Here is a 16,716-nt window from a genome sequence, read left to right on the forward strand (position 1 = left end):
TGCCGCTACCCTAATGCAGGAATGCATACCGCATACTGGGAGGGGTAGAGCCAGCAGCGGAACCCCCGCCGCGCGCCATTGACGGACTGGCTCAGCACCCCCGTATCGAGGAGAGAAGTGCCCACTAAGGCATCGGACAAAAAGCACGGAAAAAAGCTCGTCATCGTCGAGTCACCCGGCAAGATCAAGACCATCGCCGGCTACCTCGGGGAGGGCTTCGAGGTCGCCGCCTCGATGGGCCATATCCGTGACCTGCCCCAGCCCTCCGACCTGCCGGCCGAGATGAAGAAGAGCTCGGTGGGCAAGTTTGCCGTGGATATCGAGAAGGACTTCGAGCCGTACTACGTCGTTTCCTCGGACAAGAAGAAGAAGGTGGCCGAACTCAAGGCCGCCCTCAAGGACGCCGACGAACTGTATCTCGCAACCGACGGTGACCGCGAAGGCGAGGCCATCGCCTGGCACCTGCTCGAGGTGCTCAAACCCAAGGTTCCCGTCCACCGGCTCACCTTCCCCGAAATCACGAAGGAAGCGGTCCAGCGCGCCCTGCTCGAAATGCGCGACCTCGATATTCCGATGGTCGACGCACAGGAGACCCGAAGGATCCTCGACCGCCTCTACGGCTACGAGATCTCCCCGGTGCTCTGGCGCAAGGTCGCCCGCGGCCTGTCCGCCGGGCGTGTGCAGTCCGTCGCCACCCGGCTCGTCGTGGAGCGCGAACGCGAACGCATGGCCTTCCGTGCCGCCTCCTACTGGGACCTCACCGGGTCCTTCACCCCCGCCGAGGCCGCCAAGGGCGGGGCGTTCCCCGCGAAGCTTGTCTCCGTCGACGGCAGCCGCATCGCCTCCGGCAAGGACTTCACCGACCGCGGCGAGCTCAAGGCCTCCGGGGTGGTGCGCCTCGACGAGCAGGCCGCCCGGTCCCTGGCCGCGGGCCTCGAGGCCGCCGCGTTCACCGTGCGCTCGGTGGAGACCAAGCCCTACACCCGCCGCCCGGCCGCGCCGTTCACGACGTCGACCCTGCAGCAGGAGGCCGCCCGCAAGCTGCGCTTCTCCTCCAAAACCACCATGCAGGTGGCCCAGCGGCTCTACGAAAACGGCTACATCACCTATATGCGTACGGACTCCCCGGCGCTGTCGGACCAGGCCGTCAACGCCGCCCGCCGCCAGGCCTCTGAGCTGTACGGCGCGGAATACGTGCCCGAGGCCCGGCGGATCTACAAGGGCAAGTCCAAGAACGCGCAGGAGGCCCACGAGGCCATCCGTCCTGCCGGGGATTCCTTCCGCACCCCCGCCCAGGTCGCCAAGTCCCTGCGCGGCGACGAGTTCCGGCTGTACGAACTGATCTGGAAGCGCACCGTCGCCTCCCAGATGGCCGACGCCAAGGGCTCAACCGCCTCGCTGCGGCTCGGCGCCGTCAGCGCCGACGGGCGCGACGCCGAGTTCTCGGCCTCGGGCACCGTCATCACCTTCCGCGGCTTTATGGCCGCCTACGAGGAGGGCCGCGACGCGGACCGCAACCAGGACGGCGACGACGACGCCGGCCAGGGCACCCGCCTGCCGAACGTGGCCAAGGGCGACGCGCTGGGCGCCGAGGCCATCGAGGCGCTCGGCCACGAGACCTCGCCGCCGCCGCGCTACACCGAGGCGTCCCTGGTGAAGGTCCTCGAAGAGCGCGGCATCGGCCGTCCCTCGACCTACGCCGCCACCATGTCAACGATCGTCGACCGCGGTTACGTCCGCGTCCGCGGCCAGGCCCTGGTGCCCAGCTGGATCGCGTTCTCGGTGGTGCGCCTGCTCGAGGAGCACTTCAACGACTACGTCGACTACGACTTCACCGCCGAACTCGAGGAGGACCTGGACCGGATCGCCCGCGGCGAGGCCGGCCGGGTCGAATGGCTCGACCGGTTCTACTACGGCGACCGCAAGGACACCGGGCTCCACACCATCGTGAACGACCTCGGCGAAATCGACGCCCGCCGCATCAATTCCGTGGAGATCGCCGACGGCATCACCCTGCGCGTGGGCAAGTTCGGGCCCTACCTTGAGAAGCCGCTGCCGGCCGACGCACCCGAGGGCGCCGAGCCGCAGCGCGCCAATGTGCCCGAGGACCTCGCCCCCGACGAGCTGACCGCCGAAAAGGCGATTGAGCTGATGGAGTCCCCGGTCTCCGAGGAGCGGGTGCTCGGCGTTGACCCCGAAACGGGCCGGACCATCGTGGCCCGGGACGGACGCTACGGTCCCTACGTCATCGAACTGATCCCCGAGCCGACCGAGGCCGAGCTCGCGGCCCAGCCGGTGGAGTACTACAAGAACGGCAAGCCCAAGCCGCCCAAGAAGCCCGCCAAGGTCAAGCCGCGCACCGGGTCGCTGTTCAAGTCGATGTCGGTGGAAACCGTGACGCTCGACGAGGCGCTCAAGCTGATGAACCTGCCCCGGGTCCTGGGCGAGGACGCCGAAGGCAAGGAGATCACCGTCCAGAACGGACGCTTCGGGCCGTACCTGAAGAAGGGCAGCGACTCGCGCTCCATCGGGTCCGAAGAGGAGATCTTCACGATCACCCTCGAGCAGGCCCTTGAGATCTACGCCCAGCCCAAGCAGCGCGGCGGACGCACCGCGACCCCGCCGCTGGCCGAGTTCGGCGACGACCCGGAGAGCGGCAAGGCGATCGTGGTGAAGGACGGCCGCTTCGGTCCGTACATCACCGACGGCATCACGAACATCACCGTCCCGGGCTCGATGGCTCTCGAGGAGCTCAGCCGGGAACAGGCGATCGACATGCTGGCGGAGAAGCGGGCCAAGGGGCCGGCTCCCAAGAAGACGACCCGGCGCGCCCCGGCCAAGCGCAAGGTAGCGGCGGGGAAGTAGCCTGTCGCGGCACGGGTGTGCCGCGGGGTGCCCCGATGAACAGGATGAGTGGCTCGACGGATGGCGGAAGAATGCGGACAGGCGGGCTGGACACTGGCGCGGCGCACCCGTCGGGCGGGGCGGTCTAGATGACGCTCCCCGAGGCATCCCCGTCCCCGATCCCCGTAGCGCTCTCCAGCGCCTCGGTGTACCCGCTGTCGGTGCACGACGCCTTCGCCATGGCGCAGGATCTCGGGTACGACGGCGTGGAGGTCATGGTGACCAACAACTCCACCAGCCAGAACCCGGACCTGCTGCGCGGCCTGAGCGCCCGCTACGACCAGCCGATCCTCGCCATCCACGCCCCGACACTCCTGCTGACCCAGCAGGTGTGGGGACGGGCATGGACGAAGATCGAGATGTCAGCGGCGATGGCCGCCGAGGTGGGCGCGAAGACCGTTGTCGTGCATCCGCCGTTCCGCTGGCAGAGCGGCTATGCCGAAAACTTCGCGGAGGGGATCCGCCGGGTGACGGACGAATACGGAATCAAGATCGCCGTGGAGAACATGTACCCGTGGAAGGTCCGGGGGAGGGAGGCGAAGGCGTACCTCCCGCACTGGAACCCGATCCCGGAGCCCTACGACGCGGTCACCTGGGACTTCTCCCACGCGGCGATCGCGGGAATGGATTCCTTCGAGGAGATCCGGGGCCTGGGGGAGCGGCTCTCCCATGTCCACCTCACCGACGGCACGGCCAACGGCAAGGACGAACACCTCGTCCCCGGCCAGGGGGAGCAGCGCTGCGCCGAGGCGCTGCAGCACCTGAGGGACTCGGACTGGGACGGCGTCGTGGCGGTCGAGGTCAGTACGCGCAGGGCCCGCGGGGCGGGCGAGCGCGAGGAGTGGCTCGCCGAGACGCTCTCCTTCGCGCGGGAGAACCTGGGCCACTGACCGCGGAAGCACCCGGGCCGCCGGGAGGCACGGCGGCCGCCGTGCAAAAACCTCCGGCCGCGGGGAGAACAAGCGGGCGATCCGGCCGTTAACGCAGTGACGCCGCCGGCGTGGCCAGGTACTGGGGGAACACGTGGCCTGCCAGCGGCGCCGGACCGGATCAGGAGAATCCGGCCCTCATCACTCGCACCTTCATGAGGTGAATAGAACGTTACCGGCGCATCATGTGACTCCCCGGCGAAAATGCTGGGAGAACGCTGTGAGTCGCCCGTGGCAGGATTGATCCATGAGCGAAACTTCCCTTCACCTTTCCTTCCTTGGCACCGGATCGATGAACGAGGCGATCCTCGGCGGGCTGCTCTCCGCGGGCCGCGACCCCTCAAGCGTCACGGCGACCGTGCGGCGTCCCGACCGGGCCCAGGAGCTCCGGGACCGGTACGGCATTGAGGTCCTTGCCGCGGAGGACAACCCCGAGGCCAACCAGGAGGCGTCCGCCGCGGCGGACGTCGTCGTCGTCGGGGTCAAGCCCGCCGGCGTGCTGCCCCTGGCCCGGGAGATCGGCCCGTCCCTGCGGCCGGACACCCTGGTCCTCAGCGTGGCCGCGGCCGTGACCACGGCAATGATCGAATCGGTGCTGCCGGCCGGGCAGCCTGTCATCCGCACCATGCCCAACACGCCCTCCCGGCTGGGCCGGGGCGTCCTGTCCATCTCCGCCGGCGCGTCCGCGGGCCCGGAGTACCTGCGGACGGCCAGGGACCTCCTTTCCGCGGCCGGAACCGTGGTGGAGATCCCGGAGGAGCAGGTGGACGCGCTCTCGGCGGTCAGCGGCTCCGGGCCGGCGTATGCCTTCTACCTGGCCGAGGCGATGGCCGCGGCGGGGGAGCGGCTGGGCCTCGAACCGGACCTGGCACGGCTGATCGCCAATCAAACCGTCGCCGGGGCGGGCTTCATGCTCGCCGAGGACGGCGCCGACGCCGCAGCCCTGCGCCGCGCCGTGACCAGCCCGAACGGAACCACGCAGAGCGCCGTCGAGACCTTCGACCGGGAGGGCCTGGCCGAGATCGTGGCGCGCGGCGCCCGTGCCGCCACCGAGCGCGCCGCCGAAATCACCCGGGAACTCGGCGGCAGTTGAGGCGCGCCCCCGCGGGCGGATGCTACGGGGCTGCAGCGCCTAGGGGCGGGCGGCGAAGCGTTCGAGCAGGTCCACGTGGCCCGAGACGATCAGCATGTCCCGCCCCGAGACCTTGGTGTTGGCCTGCGCGTACGTGAAGTCCTCGCCCGGGGACTTCACCCCGACGATGGTGACCCCGTACTTGGAGCGCACCGAGGACTCGGCGAGGGTGAACCCCTGGGTCTCCTTGGGCGGGTACATCTTCACGATCGCGAAGCCGTCGTCGAACTCGATGAAGTCGAGCATCCGGCCGCCCACCAGGTGGGCAGCGCGCTGCCCGGCGTCGGCCTCGGGGTAAATGACGTGGTTGGCGCCGATGCGCTTGAGGATCTTCCCGTGCGACGGGGTGATCGCCTTCACCCACAGGTGGTCGATGCCCAGGTCCACGAGGTTGGCGGTGATCAGCACGCTGGACTCGATGGAGGTGCCCACGCCGACGACGGCGGCGGTGAACTCCTGCGCTCCCAGCTGGCGCAGCGCATCGAGGTTGGTGGCGTCCGCCTCGACGACGTGGGTGAGGGTTCCGGCGAACTTCTGCACCAGCTGCCCGTCCCGCTCGATGGCCAGGACTTCGCGCCCCTGCTTGACAAGCTGCTCGGCCGTTGCGGCGCCAAACCGGCCAAGACCGATCACCAGGACCGGGGCGTTGTGTGCTGGTCTGTCAGCCAATGATCGGCCTTTCTTCGGGGTAGTGGTACAAAGTGCTGCGCTGGCGCAGGGCCAGGGCGGAGGCAAGGGTAATTGTGCCCATCCGGCCCGCGAACATCAAAGCCGCGAGCACGTACTTGCCCGCGGGCGGGAGCTCCGCGCTGAGGTTGGTGCTCAGCCCGCAGGTGGCGAAGGCCGAGATGACCTCGAACAGGACCCGGTTCAAGCCTTCGCCCGAGATGGCGAGGATGACCCCGGTGCCGAGCAGCACCACCGTAGCGCCCATGAAGACCACCGAAATCGCCACCCGGAGGGTGCCCTGCGGGATGGTCCGCCCCCAGGCCCGCACATCGCTGTCGCCCCGTGCCTCGGCGACGATGGCCAGGAACAGGACGGCGATGGTCGTCACGCGGATCCCGCCGCCGGTGGAGGCGGATCCGCCGCCGGCGAACATGAGCGCGTCGGTCAGGAGCATCGTGGTGGAGTCCATTTCCGCCTGGTCGACGAGGTTGAATCCGCCCGAACGGGTCATGACTGAGGCGAACGCCGCATGGATGAGCTTGTCGCTGGCGCTGAGGCCGCCGATCGTGTCGGCGTTGGACCACTCGAGGGCGCCCCAGGCCAGCGTGCCCACTCCCAGCAGGATCAGCGACACCACGATGGTCAGCTTGGTGTGGAGGTTCCACTTCCGGTACCGCCAGCGGGTCTGGAGCAGAACCATCATGACGGGGAAGCCGAGGCTGCCGAGGAACACCCCCACCATCAGCGGGACCAGAATCCACAGGTCGGTCTGGTAGGGCACCAGCCCGTCGGAGTGCGGGGTGAACCCGGCGTTGTTGAAGGCCGAGATGGAGTAGAAAATACCGTGCCACACGGCCTGGCCCAGTGGTTCCCCGAGGATGATGAACCGGGGGATCATGGCCAGGGCGAGCACGAGTTCGATCACCACGGAGGTGGTGATGACGATGCGCAGCAGAGTGCCGATCTCCCCGAGCCGGCCGGCGTTGTTGAGCGCCTCCTGGGCGATGAGCTTCCCGCGCACGCCCAGGCGTTTACTCACCACCAGGGCCAGCAGGGAGGCCAGGGTAAGGGTGCCCAGACCGCCGATGAAGATGCCGAGCAGGATGATCAGCTGCCCCAGAAAGGACCAGTGGGTGGCCGTCGAGACGACCGTCAGCCCGGTCACGCACACCGCGGAGACCGCCGTGAACAGCGCGTCATGAAGCGGGGTGGCGGTCCTGTCCGAGGAGGCCACCGGCATGCTCAGGAGCCCCGTGAACAGGAGGATGACGGCGACGAAGATGGTCAGGGCCAGGCGGGCTGGCGAGCTGTTGGCGAACCCGTCAAGGAAGTCCCGCAGGCGCGCCAGGATGCGCGCGAGCCCGCTCCGATCTTCCCTCAGCCACGGAGGCTGCTGAGTAATCATTGACGCCGCATGCCCCGTTGCTGTTGATGCCGCCGCAGCGGCCCGAATGTTGTCCTTGAAGTAGTAAATCACTTTCACCCCCGCTTCGTGGCCGAAGTTCGGGGCATCGCGTAGCCTGAGGGCGATGTCTAATTCCTCCGCGCCCGCGCCCCGGACACACGTCGTCTGGGACGATGAGATGCTCGCCTACAACTTCGGCCCGCATCACCCGATGAATCCGGCCCGGCTCGCGCTGACGGCCCGGCTGGCGCGTGAGGTCGGACTGCTCGACCTCCCCACCGTGTCGGTGGTGCCCCCGTTCGTGGCCGCCGACGCCGAACTGGCGACGGTGCACAGCCCCGCGTACATCGCCGGGGTGCGCGCGGTGAGCGCCGACCCGGACACCGCGCGCCCCGAGTTCGGCCTGGGTACCGCCGACACCCCGGGCTTCGCCGGGATGCACGAGGCCAGTGCCCGGCTGGTCGGCGGCTCGCTGGCCGCGGCCGACGCCGTCGTCGCCGGCACCGCGCTCCACGCCGTGAACTTCGGCGGCGGCATGCACCACGCGGCGCGCTCGGCGGCCAGCGGCTTCTGTATCTACAACGACGCCGCCGCGTGCATCCAGCGGCTCCTCGACTCAGGGGTCGCGCGGGTGCTCTACCTCGATGTTGACGCCCATCACGGGGACGGCACCCAGAGCATCTTCTGGAACGAGCCGCGGGTCATGACCATCTCCCTGCACGAGACGGGGATGAGCCTGTTTCCCGGAACCGGCTTCGCGAATGAGACCGGCGGCCCCGGCGCCGAGGGCACCGCGGTCAACGTTGCCCTTCCGACCTCCGCCGGCGACGCGGCCGTCCTGCGGGCGTTCCACGCCGTCGTGCCCCAGTTGGCCGAGGTGTTCGCGCCCGAGGTTATCGTCAGCCAGCACGGATGCGATTCCCACCTTGCCGATCCGCTAACGAATTTGAGGCTCAGCGTCGACGCCCAGCACGCGATGATGCTTGGTGCCCGGGACCTTGCGGAGCGCCTGTGCGGCGGGCGGTGGATCTCCACCGGCGGCGGCGGATACAACCTCGCGAACGTGGTGCCCCGCTCCTGGAGCCTGCTTATTGCAGTGGCGGCGGGAGCCGCGGTCGGGCCGTCCACCCCGGTGCCACCGGCGTGGCGGGACTATGTGCGCGAACGCTACGGATCCACCCCGCCGGCCCTGATGGGAGACGGCGCCGACACCTGGTGGCGGTCCTGGGAAGTGGGCTACGATCCCGGCGACGACCTCGACCGCACGGTCATGGCCACCCGCAGGGCCGTGTTCCCGCTGCACGGGCTCGACCCGTGGTTCGACTGAGGCACTGCAGCGGGTCGGGATGCCGTCGGCGGCATATATCGCTAGGGTGAAGTAATGGGTATCGACGACGTGTTTGCAGTCATCGCCGAGCGCACGCGGCGGGACATCCTCGAGCTGCTGCGCGCCGAGGGGAAATCGGTGGGGCAGCTGGTTGGAGAGCTCGGCGTGAGCCAGCCGACAGTGTCAAAGCACCTCAAGGTACTGCGCGAAGCCGGCCTGGTCACCATGCGGGCGCAGGGCCAGAAACGCTTCTATTCGCTCGAATCCTCACCCCTGCTTACGGTGCAGGACTGGATCGCCGGTTTCACGGCGGGCCCGGCGGAGGCCGCCCCCGAGGCGCCGGTTCCCTCCGCCGTCCCCGGTACCGCCCCCACCGAACCGGCGGCTCCTGTCCCCGCAGAGGAGGTGCAGGCCGGTGCCGAGGTCCCGGCCACGGGTGTCCTTGCGGCGGCGGCGCTCGCGCCTGCCGGATCACCGCGGGCCGCGGCGGAGGCGACCCGGCAGCAGCAGATCGGCAGGACCATGGGCCGCGCGGCCGAACGGGCGGCCGATCTGATCTCCCAGCTGCGGCGCCGGAAGGACCACGAGCGGTAGCGTGCGCCCGATGCGCCCGCCGATGGACCGCCTTTCTGCACCCGGCTGGCCTTCGCCCGTGGGGTTAAGGAGCCTCTCTACCACAGGGGCTTTCACTTTTGTCACAGCTGCCACTAGAGTACCGTCCTAGGCAGAAATCCTCATGCTTCGAGGCGGCGTATCGATCGCGCGCATCCGGCATCAGTTCGAATGCCGGTCTCAGGGTGGGAAGCCTTCAAGTAAAGGAATAGTGGTGAGATGGCAGACGGGAACTTCTCGGATGTGCAGTTCTTGACGGTGGCGGAAGTCGCCGACGTCATGCGGGTGTCAAAAATGACCGTCTACCGACTCGTTCATTCAGGGGAACTGCCGGCCGTCCAGTTTGGGCGCTCCTACCGGGTTCCCGAATCGGCCGTCGCCGATTACCTCCGCCACGCGCAGGTCGACGGGCAGCCGGCCACCGCCTAACCGCCGGTCGGGGGCGGCACCAATTGCCTGTACCCTGTTAAGGAACGTTTTGCGCGGTCGTTAGCTGCCGCGCAACTACCGGTTTTACCGGGCCCGCCGGTTCGGGCGAGCCCATGTCAGCTCCGGGCGGTCCTGCGCTGTTTTCGCAGCGGAGACAGCCGCCTGGATTCCTATTAAGTTTGTGAGGACTCTGTGGGTTCAGTAATCAAGAAGCGCCGCAAGCGTATGGCCAAGAAGAAGCACCGCAAACTGCTTCGCAAGACCCGCCACCAGCGCCGCAACAAGAAGTAGGGCACTGCCCTTCTGCTCCACAGCTGGAGGGCCGCCGTCCGGCGGCTCCCCTTCCAGTTTTCCCGGTCCGCAGCCCCAACCCCAGGTTGGAGCGGTGGGCCGGACGTGGTTAACGGCGGCGTGGCTCACGGCGCAGCCCGGCGAGCGGCGGTGTCAGCGGTCCCGCAGTTTCACGAACCCCCGCCACATTCCATAGACGGCTCCCACTCCAGTCGCCGCCTTGAGGCCCATGGTCGCGGCGCGGCGGCCGCTGCGGAAGTCGAACACCGGCCAGTTGTTCGCCCGCGCGTGCCGGCGCAGCCGGGAGTCGGGGTTGATCGCGACCGGGTGGCCCACGCTGCTCAGCAGCGGGACGTCGTTGAAGGAGTCGCTGTAGGCCCAGCAGCGGTCAAGGTCCAGGTTGTCCCGTGCCGCCAGCTCCTTCACCGCGGCGGCCTTGGCCGCGCCGTGGAGGAACTCCCCGACCAGGCGTCCCGTGTACAGGCCGTCGGCCACCTCCCCGACCGTGCCGAGGGCGCCGGTGAGCCCGAGCCGATTGGCGATGACGCTGGCCACCTCGACCGGCGTGCCGGTCACCAGCCACACCTTCCGCCCGGCGGCCAGGTGCTGGTCCGTCAGGGCCCGGGCCCCGGGCCAGATCTTGGAGGCGATCATCTCGTCGTAGACCTCCTCGCCGAGGGCAAGGATGTCCGCATGGGCGATCCCGATGGCGAAGGCGAGCGCGGCGTCGCGCACCGAGTTGACGTCGGTCATGGTCTCGCCGCGCAGCACGAACCGGATCTGCTTCCACGCCAGGCCCGCGGCGAAGCGGAGGGTGAACGCACGGCGCTGATACATCTTCCGCGCCACATGGAACAGGCTGGCGCCGCGCATGAGCGTGTTGTCCACATCGAAAAAGGCCGCCGACCCGGGGGTGCCGGGCGTATCCAGGGGGAAGGGAAGGTCCTTCCCGGTGGTGCCGCGCATGGTGAAAGTCTAGCCACATGCGGTGCCCGGCGTCCGTGGGCCGCGGCGGGTAGGTTGAAGGGATGAACACCCAGCCCCAAGGCCCGCCGCCCGATGTCGTGCTCGTGACGAAACCGCAGTGCCACCTGTGCGAGGATGCGCGCGCTGTGGTGGAACGGGTCACCGCCTCACTCGGCCTGCGCTGGCGGGAACGTTCCGTCACGGACGCGCCCGAACTGCTTGAGAGGTTCGCCGAGGAACTGCCCGTCCTGATGATCGATGGCATCCAGCGTGACTTCTGGAGGATCGACGAAGAGCGCCTGCGGCGCCTGCTGCGGCCCTGAACCGATCCGGTCGGCGAGCATCCAGCCCGGTTGGCCGCCCCGGAGACCCAGGGCGGCGGAGGGGCTCCGCCGCCCTTCCGGGGTGGAGGAAACCCCTGGCGTGTGGCAGGGAAGCCTGTTGCACCGGGACCGGCAGTCCTACGCTTAAGCTGCAGCGTTCAGGCTTCGGCGCAACCGAGCCCCGGAGCCCACCGGACCCGACGGAAGCGAAGGCAGGGATGCGCCATGACCGAGGATCGCCCTCCCACCCCGGTGGCCGAAATCGCCCGCATTGGGCACCACGAGGCTATGCGGCTGGCAGCTGAGGAAAATCAGCGGTTCCATTCCCTCCTCCAGCAGCTCAGCGCCGGGGACTGGAATCGGGGGACCGACTGCGCCCGCTGGACGGTGCGGGATGTGGCCGTGCATGTCATAGCCACCGCCGAGGCACAGGCCTCACCCCGCGAGTTCCTGCGCCAGGCGGTGCGGGGCCGCAGGCTCACCGCGCAGATCGGCGGCCAGCACTGGGTGGACGGACTGAATGAGGCCCAGCTTCAGGCTCGGCGGGACCTTCACGCCCCCGACATCCCAGCGCGGTGGGCCAGTGCGGCCGACGCCGCGCTCAGGTCCCGGAGGCGGCTGCCCGGCGCCATTGGAAGGCTTCGGCTGCTGCCCCTGGGCAGCATGGCCGGCGTCGACTTCGGCTGGCAGCCGCTGAGCTACCTCTTCGACATCGGGTTCACCCGCGACGTCTGGATGCACCGCATCGACATTGCCCGGGCGACCGACCGGCCGCTCAACCCGACGCGGGAACACGACGGGCGCATCGTCGAAGACATCATTGCGGAATGGGCAACCCTCCACGCCGACCCGTTCCACCTTCGACTGACCGGTCCGGCCGGCGGTACCTTCGTCCGGGCCGACGACGGGAGCGCACCCCTGGAAATCGATGCCATTGACTGCTGCCGGATCCTCTCCGGCCGGGGGACGCCCGCGGGAGTGCTCGAGCACCCGCTCCCGCTCTGAGGCCCCTTCCACCCGGCGAAGCCCGCACTTGGTGGGCCCGGCCGCTGCGGCATAGAGTTGAAGAGATTTCGAGTCGGGGCTTTGGGGGCGCCGGCCGGAACGGGCGCCGCTTCGGTGGGCCACCTGATGCAACGGAGCAGATTACAGTGACGACGCCAGAGACGCCAGAGCTTCATTCGGTGAGCGCCGATGGCGGGCGCCGCATTCCGCCGGCGTCCCTGACCCGCCTCACCATCTACCTGAGGGCACTGAACTCGCTCCTGGCCGACGGGATCGAACGGGTCTCCTCCGAGGTCCTCGCGGACGCCGCCGGAGTCAATTCGGCGATTTTGCGCAAGGATCTTTCCTACCTCGGTTCCTACGGCACCCGGGGTGTCGGCTACGACGTGCAGTACCTGAACCGCCAGATTTCCACCGCACTGGGTCTCACCCTCGACTGGCGGGTGGCCATCATCGGCGTCGGCAACCTGGGCCGGGCGCTGGCGGGCTATTCCGGATTTGCCTCGCGCGGGTTTGAGATCGTCGCGTTGTTCGACGCCGACAAGATAGTTGTCGGATCGGAGGTCGGCTGGCTGCGGGTGAGCGCCATCGACGACCTTGAGGCGGTCCTGGAACGGACCCGGGCGAACATGGCGGTCCTCGCCGTGCCGGCGCCGGTCGCGCAACAGCTTTGCGACCGCCTGGTGGCGAGCGGGATCACCAGCATCCTCAGCTTTGCCCCCGTGGTGCTCCAGGTGCCTCCGCACGTCCAGCTGCGGAAGGTCGACATGTCAACGGAGCTGCAGATTCTTGCCTACCACGCCCAGCGGGCGCAGGACGCGGTGATCGAGTCGATCACCGACGCCCGCTCGGCGCAGTAAGCGGCGGCTTTCAGTAGCGCGGAGCGGCGCGCTTGAAGTACTCGGCCGCGGGCTTCAGGTAGCACAGGACGACGCCGGCGACGACGAGGATCAGCACGAGGGTCGACAGGATGCCGACCGGGGTGCCGCCTGCGAGGCCGAAGAGGAACCCGAGGACGGACAGGGCGGCCAGGACGGTCAGCGTGATGCGAGCCCAGTTCTTTCCCTTGCGGATCATGAACGCGAGCAGAACATAGAGGGCGGCGAACAGGAGCCCGACGACGATTCCGACAGTGGTGGCGATCCCGCTGACGGACTCGGGGGAGACCCCTGAGCCTTCGAACTGCTCAAGCTGTTCCGGGGTCAGGGTGGCCAGGGGATCGAGCGAGCTGACGATCGTGCTGATGAGCCCGAGGGCGGCCGCCGCGATGATGAGCCAGAAGGCCAGGACGACCCGCTGGGGTGCGGGGCCCTTGGCGGTGGCGGGCATCGAGGCGGAGCCCGGGTACGCGTAGCCGGAGGGCTGGGCCGACTGGTAGCCGTACGGCTGCTGCCCATAGCCCTGCTGTCCGGGGGAGGCCGGAGAATTCTGACCGTAGGACTGCGGAGCATTCTGCCCGTAAGCGGGCGGGGAGTTCTGCCCGTAGGCAGGAGGGGGGTTCTGCCCGGGGGACGGCGTCGGGTTCTGCCCGTACCGCGGTTGGCCCTCGTTCTGGCCGTACCGTGGCGCGTCCGGGTTCTCGTCAGGTGTGCTCATTGCCGCATCCGTTCGTCAGGCGTGCAGGGTAGGACAAGCCGGCACCTGCCGTTTCGCGGCGCGCCGGATCTTGCGTTCACACTACCGCGCTGACCGGCAGAATCGAGGGTTTGATCCGGGCGCGCCCGGCGCTTCGGCACCGCCGTTCCGGCCGCGGCGCGAACGGAGCCGAACGCAGTGCGCCGCCGGCGTTCCCGAAGGCCCGCCGGCGGCGCAGTGTCAGCCGGGTGGATGGCCCCGGTCGGAGTGAATCAGTTGGCCGAAGGTGCCACGAAGGCGGCGTCAACCGAGATGGTGACCTTGTCACCGACAAGTACGCCGCCGGCTTCGAGGGCGGCGTTCCAGGTCAGGCCGAAGTCCTTGCGGGAGATCGTGGTCTGGCCGGAAATGCCTGCGCGGGTGGCGCCGAAGGGATCGACAGCGACGCCGTTGAACTCGGCGTCAAGGACCACAGGCTGGGTGATGCCGCGGATCGTGAGATCCCCGGCGATCTTGTAGGTTTCACCCTTGGTCTCGACGGAGGTGGAAGTGAAGGTCATCTCCGGGAAAACCTCGGCGTCGAAGAAGTCGGCGCTGCGCACGTGGGCGTCGCGGTTTTCGTCACCGGACTGGAAGGACACGGTCTTGATGGTGGCGGTGACCTTTGAATCCTCGAGCGAAGAACCGACGACCATGGTGGCGTCGACGTCTGCGAAGCTGCCGCGGACCTTGCTGATGCCGGCGTGGCGAACGGTGAAGCCGATCTCGCTGTGAGCCGGGTCGAAGGACCAGGTGCCGGTGGTGAGGCCTGTGGGGATGCTCATGAATGTTTCTCCTTGATGGAAGCGGAAAGCTTATGACTATGTAAACATGTTTTTGCATGTTTTATTCCTCGGGGGGTCCCGGTCCGGTCCCGGGGCGCCCTCCGAGGCTTCGGCGTCTGCCGTGCCGGGACGGGATGTCCGGATTTAGTCCGGTGGCCGAACTCTGAGAAACTAGGCAGATGCCCCTTGCAACCGTCCACCTGGTGCGCCACGGTGAGGTCCACAACCCTGAGGGCGTCCTCTACGGACGCCTCCCCGAGTTTCACCTGTCCGAACTGGGACGCCGGATGGCCGACCAGATGGCCGCCCACTTCGAAAAGCGGCGCAGCGATGGTGCGAACATCGTCTACCTCGCGGCCTCCCCGCTGGTCCGGGCCCAGGAGACGGCGCAGCCGCTCGGGACGGCCCTGGGCCTGCCCGTGCATACCGAGGAGCGCATCCTTGAGGCCGAAAACCGGTTCGAGGGAATGTCGAGGGTGAAGAGCAGGCTGCGGAATCCCCGGTACTGGCCCCTGCTGACCAACCCCTTCCGCCCCTCCTGGGGGGAGCCGTACTCCCGCCAGGTCGAGCGCGTCATGGCCGCCGTCCAGTTCGCCCGTACCCGAGCCCTGGAACTGGGAGCCGGCGTGGACGGCCCGGTCGAGGCGGTCCTCGTCAGCCACCAGCTGCCCATCTGGGTGACACGGCTGGCGGCCGAGCACCGCCGCCTCTGGCATGACCCCAGGCAGCGCGAATGCACCCTGACCTCGGTCACCTCGCTCGATTTCTCCGGCAGCGACATCACCCGCGTCCGTTACGAGGAGCCGTGCGCCGACCTGCTGCCCGGAGCGGCGAACATTCCGGGAGCGTAGTAGAATTACTACACGCTGTAGAAATATCTGGAAGAAGCCGTGAAACCTCCAAACCCCGCCTTGGCCCGCCGCCCGTGGTCCGCGTTCCGCGCCGCCGCGGTCCTTGGCGTCTCCATGGCGCTCGGCCTCGCCGGCTGCGCGGCGGACGATCCGCTGGCCCAGCAGGCCGCCGCCGGGGACAACAAGAACTACATTGCCGGGGATGGCTCGGTCACCGAGTACGCAGCCTCCGACCGGGGGAAACCCGTCGACCTCTCCGGGAAGCTTTTCGACGGCACCCAGGTGGCAAGCTCCGACTGGGCGGGGAAGGTGACCGTGCTGAACTTCTGGTACGCCGCGTGCGCCCCGTGCCGCAAGGAGGCCCCGGACCTCGTCGCGCTCTCGGATGAATTCGGGCCGCAGGGGGCGCAGTTCTACGGCGTCAACATCCGCGACGAGCGGGCGACCGCGGAGGCCTTCGAGCGGAACTTCGAGATTCCCTACCCGAGTTTCAACGACAAGGACGGCGGCGTCCTGCTGGCGATGACGAGCTACGTCCCCCCGCAGGCGGTGCCCACCACGCTGGTTCTGGACAAGGAGGGCCGGGTGTCCGCGCGGATCCTCGGACTGGCCGAAAAGAGCACGCTCAAGGCCCTCGTCCGCGATGCGCTCGGGGAGTAAGGCACCATGACCCCGGCACTGGCCGCGACTGTGGGGCCCGCCCTGGCCTCCGGAAACGCCTTTGCCGATGCCGTGCTGAGCGGGTCGATGCTCCTCGCCCTCCCGGTCGCCCTGCTGGCCGGGCTCGTCTCCTTCGCCTCGCCCTGCGTGCTGCCCCTCGTACCGGGTTACCTGGGCTACGTGACCGGGCTGACCGGCGTGGACCTCGAGCAGCAGAAACGCGGCCGCATGTTCGCCGGCATTGCCCTGTTCGTCCTCGGCTTCTCCGCGGTCTTCATGGCCTACGGCACGCTGTTCGGCCAGCTGGGAGCCTGGCTGAAGGTCTCGCAGGACTGGCTGATCCAGCTGCTGGGCATTGTGGTGATCCTGCTGGGGATCGTCTTCCTCGGCGGCTTCGCCCTGTTCCAGCGGGAAAGCCGGCTCCACGCCCGCGTCCCTGCCGGCCTGTGGGGTGCGCCCCTGCTGGGGATGACCTTCGGGCTGGGGTGGGCCCCATGCATCGGTCCGACCCTCGGCGCCGTCCAGCTCCTGGCGATCTCCGGCGACGACGCGAGCGCGCTCCGGGGCGCCGTTCTCACCTTCGTGTACTGCCTGGGGCTGGGCCTGCCCTTCCTCTTCATTGCCCTGGGCATCCGGCGGGGGATGGGCGCACTGCGGTTCTTCCGGCGCAACCGGCTGATCCTGCAGCGCTCCGGCGGCGGCCTGCTCATCCTTGTGGGAGGGTTGATGGTCACCGGTATCTGGAACAGCTGGATCACCAGCATCCAGGATCTGCTGGTCAGCAATGTGGTCCTTCCCATCTAAGCCGCCTACA

General features: G+C 68.6%; 18 protein-coding genes. 13 read left to right on the plus strand and 5 right to left on the minus strand.

What is annotated here, in order from left to right; all coding sequences use genetic code 11:
• Positions 1-117: 117 nt before the first annotated feature.
• From topA to proC, 3 genes are all read left to right on the plus strand, one after another.
• The gene (topA, locus tag E2F48_RS09455) at positions 118-2,865 is read left to right on the plus strand and encodes a type I DNA topoisomerase (RefSeq protein ID WP_133403739.1); all 2,748 of its coding nucleotides are present in this window, start codon (positions 118-120) and stop codon (positions 2,863-2,865) included.
• A 128-nt stretch (positions 2,866-2,993) separates the two neighbouring features.
• Complete coding sequence (locus E2F48_RS09460; protein WP_133403740.1) at positions 2,994-3,794, plus strand: sugar phosphate isomerase/epimerase family protein; 801 nt, start codon at positions 2,994-2,996, stop codon at positions 3,792-3,794.
• 286 nt (positions 3,795-4,080) lie between these two features.
• On the plus strand, positions 4,081-4,926 hold the full coding sequence (gene proC, locus E2F48_RS09465) for a pyrroline-5-carboxylate reductase (RefSeq protein ID WP_133403741.1): 846 nt from the start codon (positions 4,081-4,083) through the stop codon (positions 4,924-4,926).
• A 39-nt stretch (positions 4,927-4,965) separates the two neighbouring features.
• Here proC and E2F48_RS09470 read toward each other — a convergent pair whose 3' ends face one another.
• Both E2F48_RS09470 and E2F48_RS09475 read right to left on the minus strand, forming a co-directional pair.
• Entirely contained in the window at positions 4,966-5,634 is a 669-nt protein-coding gene (locus tag E2F48_RS09470; protein WP_133403742.1) for a potassium channel family protein, read from the minus strand.
• The gene (locus tag E2F48_RS09475) at positions 5,627-7,039 is read right to left on the minus strand and encodes a TrkH family potassium uptake protein (protein ID WP_133404133.1); all 1,413 of its coding nucleotides are present in this window, start codon (positions 7,037-7,039) and stop codon (positions 5,627-5,629) included. Before E2F48_RS09475 ends, E2F48_RS09470 begins: the two co-directional genes overlap by 8 nt.
• 124 nt (positions 7,040-7,163) lie before the next feature.
• On the opposite strand from E2F48_RS09475, the gene E2F48_RS09480 reads away from it, so the two are divergent.
• From E2F48_RS09480 to E2F48_RS09495, 4 genes are all read left to right on the plus strand, one after another.
• Positions 7,164-8,366 carry an acetoin utilization protein AcuC gene (locus E2F48_RS09480; protein ID WP_246018751.1) on the plus strand — a complete coding sequence of 401 codons (1,203 nt, stop codon included), beginning with the start codon at positions 7,164-7,166 and terminating at the stop codon, positions 8,364-8,366.
• Positions 8,367-8,420: 54 nt separating this feature from the next.
• A complete protein-coding gene (locus tag E2F48_RS09485) occupies positions 8,421-8,960 on the plus strand; it encodes an ArsR/SmtB family transcription factor (protein WP_133403743.1) in 540 nt (179 codons plus the stop codon).
• Positions 8,961-9,197: 237 nt separating this feature from the next.
• Positions 9,198-9,407 carry a helix-turn-helix domain-containing protein gene (locus E2F48_RS09490; RefSeq protein ID WP_133403744.1) on the plus strand — a complete coding sequence of 70 codons (210 nt, stop codon included), beginning with the start codon at positions 9,198-9,200 and terminating at the stop codon, positions 9,405-9,407.
• 192 nt (positions 9,408-9,599) lie between these two features.
• Positions 9,600-9,698, plus strand: a complete 99-nt coding sequence (locus tag E2F48_RS09495; RefSeq protein WP_003792170.1) for a 30S ribosomal protein bS22 — start codon at positions 9,600-9,602, stop codon at positions 9,696-9,698.
• A 153-nt stretch (positions 9,699-9,851) separates the two neighbouring features.
• On the opposite strand, the gene E2F48_RS09500 is transcribed toward E2F48_RS09495, so the two are convergent.
• The gene (locus E2F48_RS09500) at positions 9,852-10,664 is read right to left on the minus strand and encodes an HAD family hydrolase (RefSeq protein ID WP_133403745.1); all 813 of its coding nucleotides are present in this window, start codon (positions 10,662-10,664) and stop codon (positions 9,852-9,854) included.
• 62 nt (positions 10,665-10,726) lie between these two features.
• Between E2F48_RS09500 and E2F48_RS09505 the strand changes: the two genes are divergently transcribed.
• From E2F48_RS09505 to E2F48_RS09515, 3 genes are all read left to right on the plus strand, one after another.
• Positions 10,727-10,987, plus strand: a complete 261-nt coding sequence (locus tag E2F48_RS09505) for a glutaredoxin family protein (protein WP_133403746.1) — start codon at positions 10,727-10,729, stop codon at positions 10,985-10,987.
• 225 nt (positions 10,988-11,212) lie between these two features.
• Positions 11,213-11,992, plus strand: coding sequence for a maleylpyruvate isomerase family mycothiol-dependent enzyme (locus E2F48_RS09510; protein WP_133403747.1), 780 nt, complete (start codon positions 11,213-11,215; stop codon positions 11,990-11,992).
• 179 nt (positions 11,993-12,171) lie between these two features.
• Entirely contained in the window at positions 12,172-12,852 is a 681-nt protein-coding gene (locus E2F48_RS09515) for a redox-sensing transcriptional repressor Rex (protein WP_246018753.1), read from the plus strand.
• Positions 12,853-12,862: 10 nt separating this feature from the next.
• On the opposite strand, the gene E2F48_RS09520 is transcribed toward E2F48_RS09515, so the two are convergent.
• Together E2F48_RS09520 and E2F48_RS09525 are read right to left on the minus strand one after the other, a co-directional pair.
• Positions 12,863-13,588, minus strand: coding sequence for a polyadenylate binding domain-containing protein (locus tag E2F48_RS09520; RefSeq protein ID WP_133403749.1), 726 nt, complete (start codon positions 13,586-13,588; stop codon positions 12,863-12,865).
• A gap of 251 nt (positions 13,589-13,839) precedes the next feature.
• Positions 13,840-14,391: a YceI family protein gene (locus tag E2F48_RS09525; RefSeq protein ID WP_133403750.1), complete on the minus strand. Its 552-nt coding sequence runs from the start codon at positions 14,389-14,391 to the stop codon at positions 13,840-13,842.
• 179 nt (positions 14,392-14,570) lie between these two features.
• Here E2F48_RS09525 and E2F48_RS09530 point away from each other — a divergent pair, with 179 nt between their 5' ends.
• From E2F48_RS09530 to E2F48_RS09540, 3 genes are all read left to right on the plus strand, one after another.
• Positions 14,571-15,242, plus strand: coding sequence for a histidine phosphatase family protein (locus E2F48_RS09530; RefSeq protein WP_133403751.1), 672 nt, complete (start codon positions 14,571-14,573; stop codon positions 15,240-15,242).
• A gap of 114 nt (positions 15,243-15,356) precedes the next feature.
• Positions 15,357-15,902, plus strand: coding sequence for a TlpA family protein disulfide reductase (locus E2F48_RS09535; protein WP_133404135.1), 546 nt, complete (start codon positions 15,357-15,359; stop codon positions 15,900-15,902).
• Positions 15,903-15,908: 6 nt separating this feature from the next.
• Complete coding sequence (locus tag E2F48_RS09540; RefSeq protein ID WP_246018754.1) at positions 15,909-16,706, plus strand: cytochrome c biogenesis CcdA family protein; 798 nt, start codon at positions 15,909-15,911, stop codon at positions 16,704-16,706.
• Positions 16,707-16,716 lie beyond the last annotated feature (10 nt).

The sequence above is a fragment of the Arthrobacter crusticola genome (genome assembly GCF_004357995.1).
Classification (GTDB): domain Bacteria; phylum Actinomycetota; class Actinomycetes; order Actinomycetales; family Micrococcaceae; genus Arthrobacter_D; species Arthrobacter_D crusticola.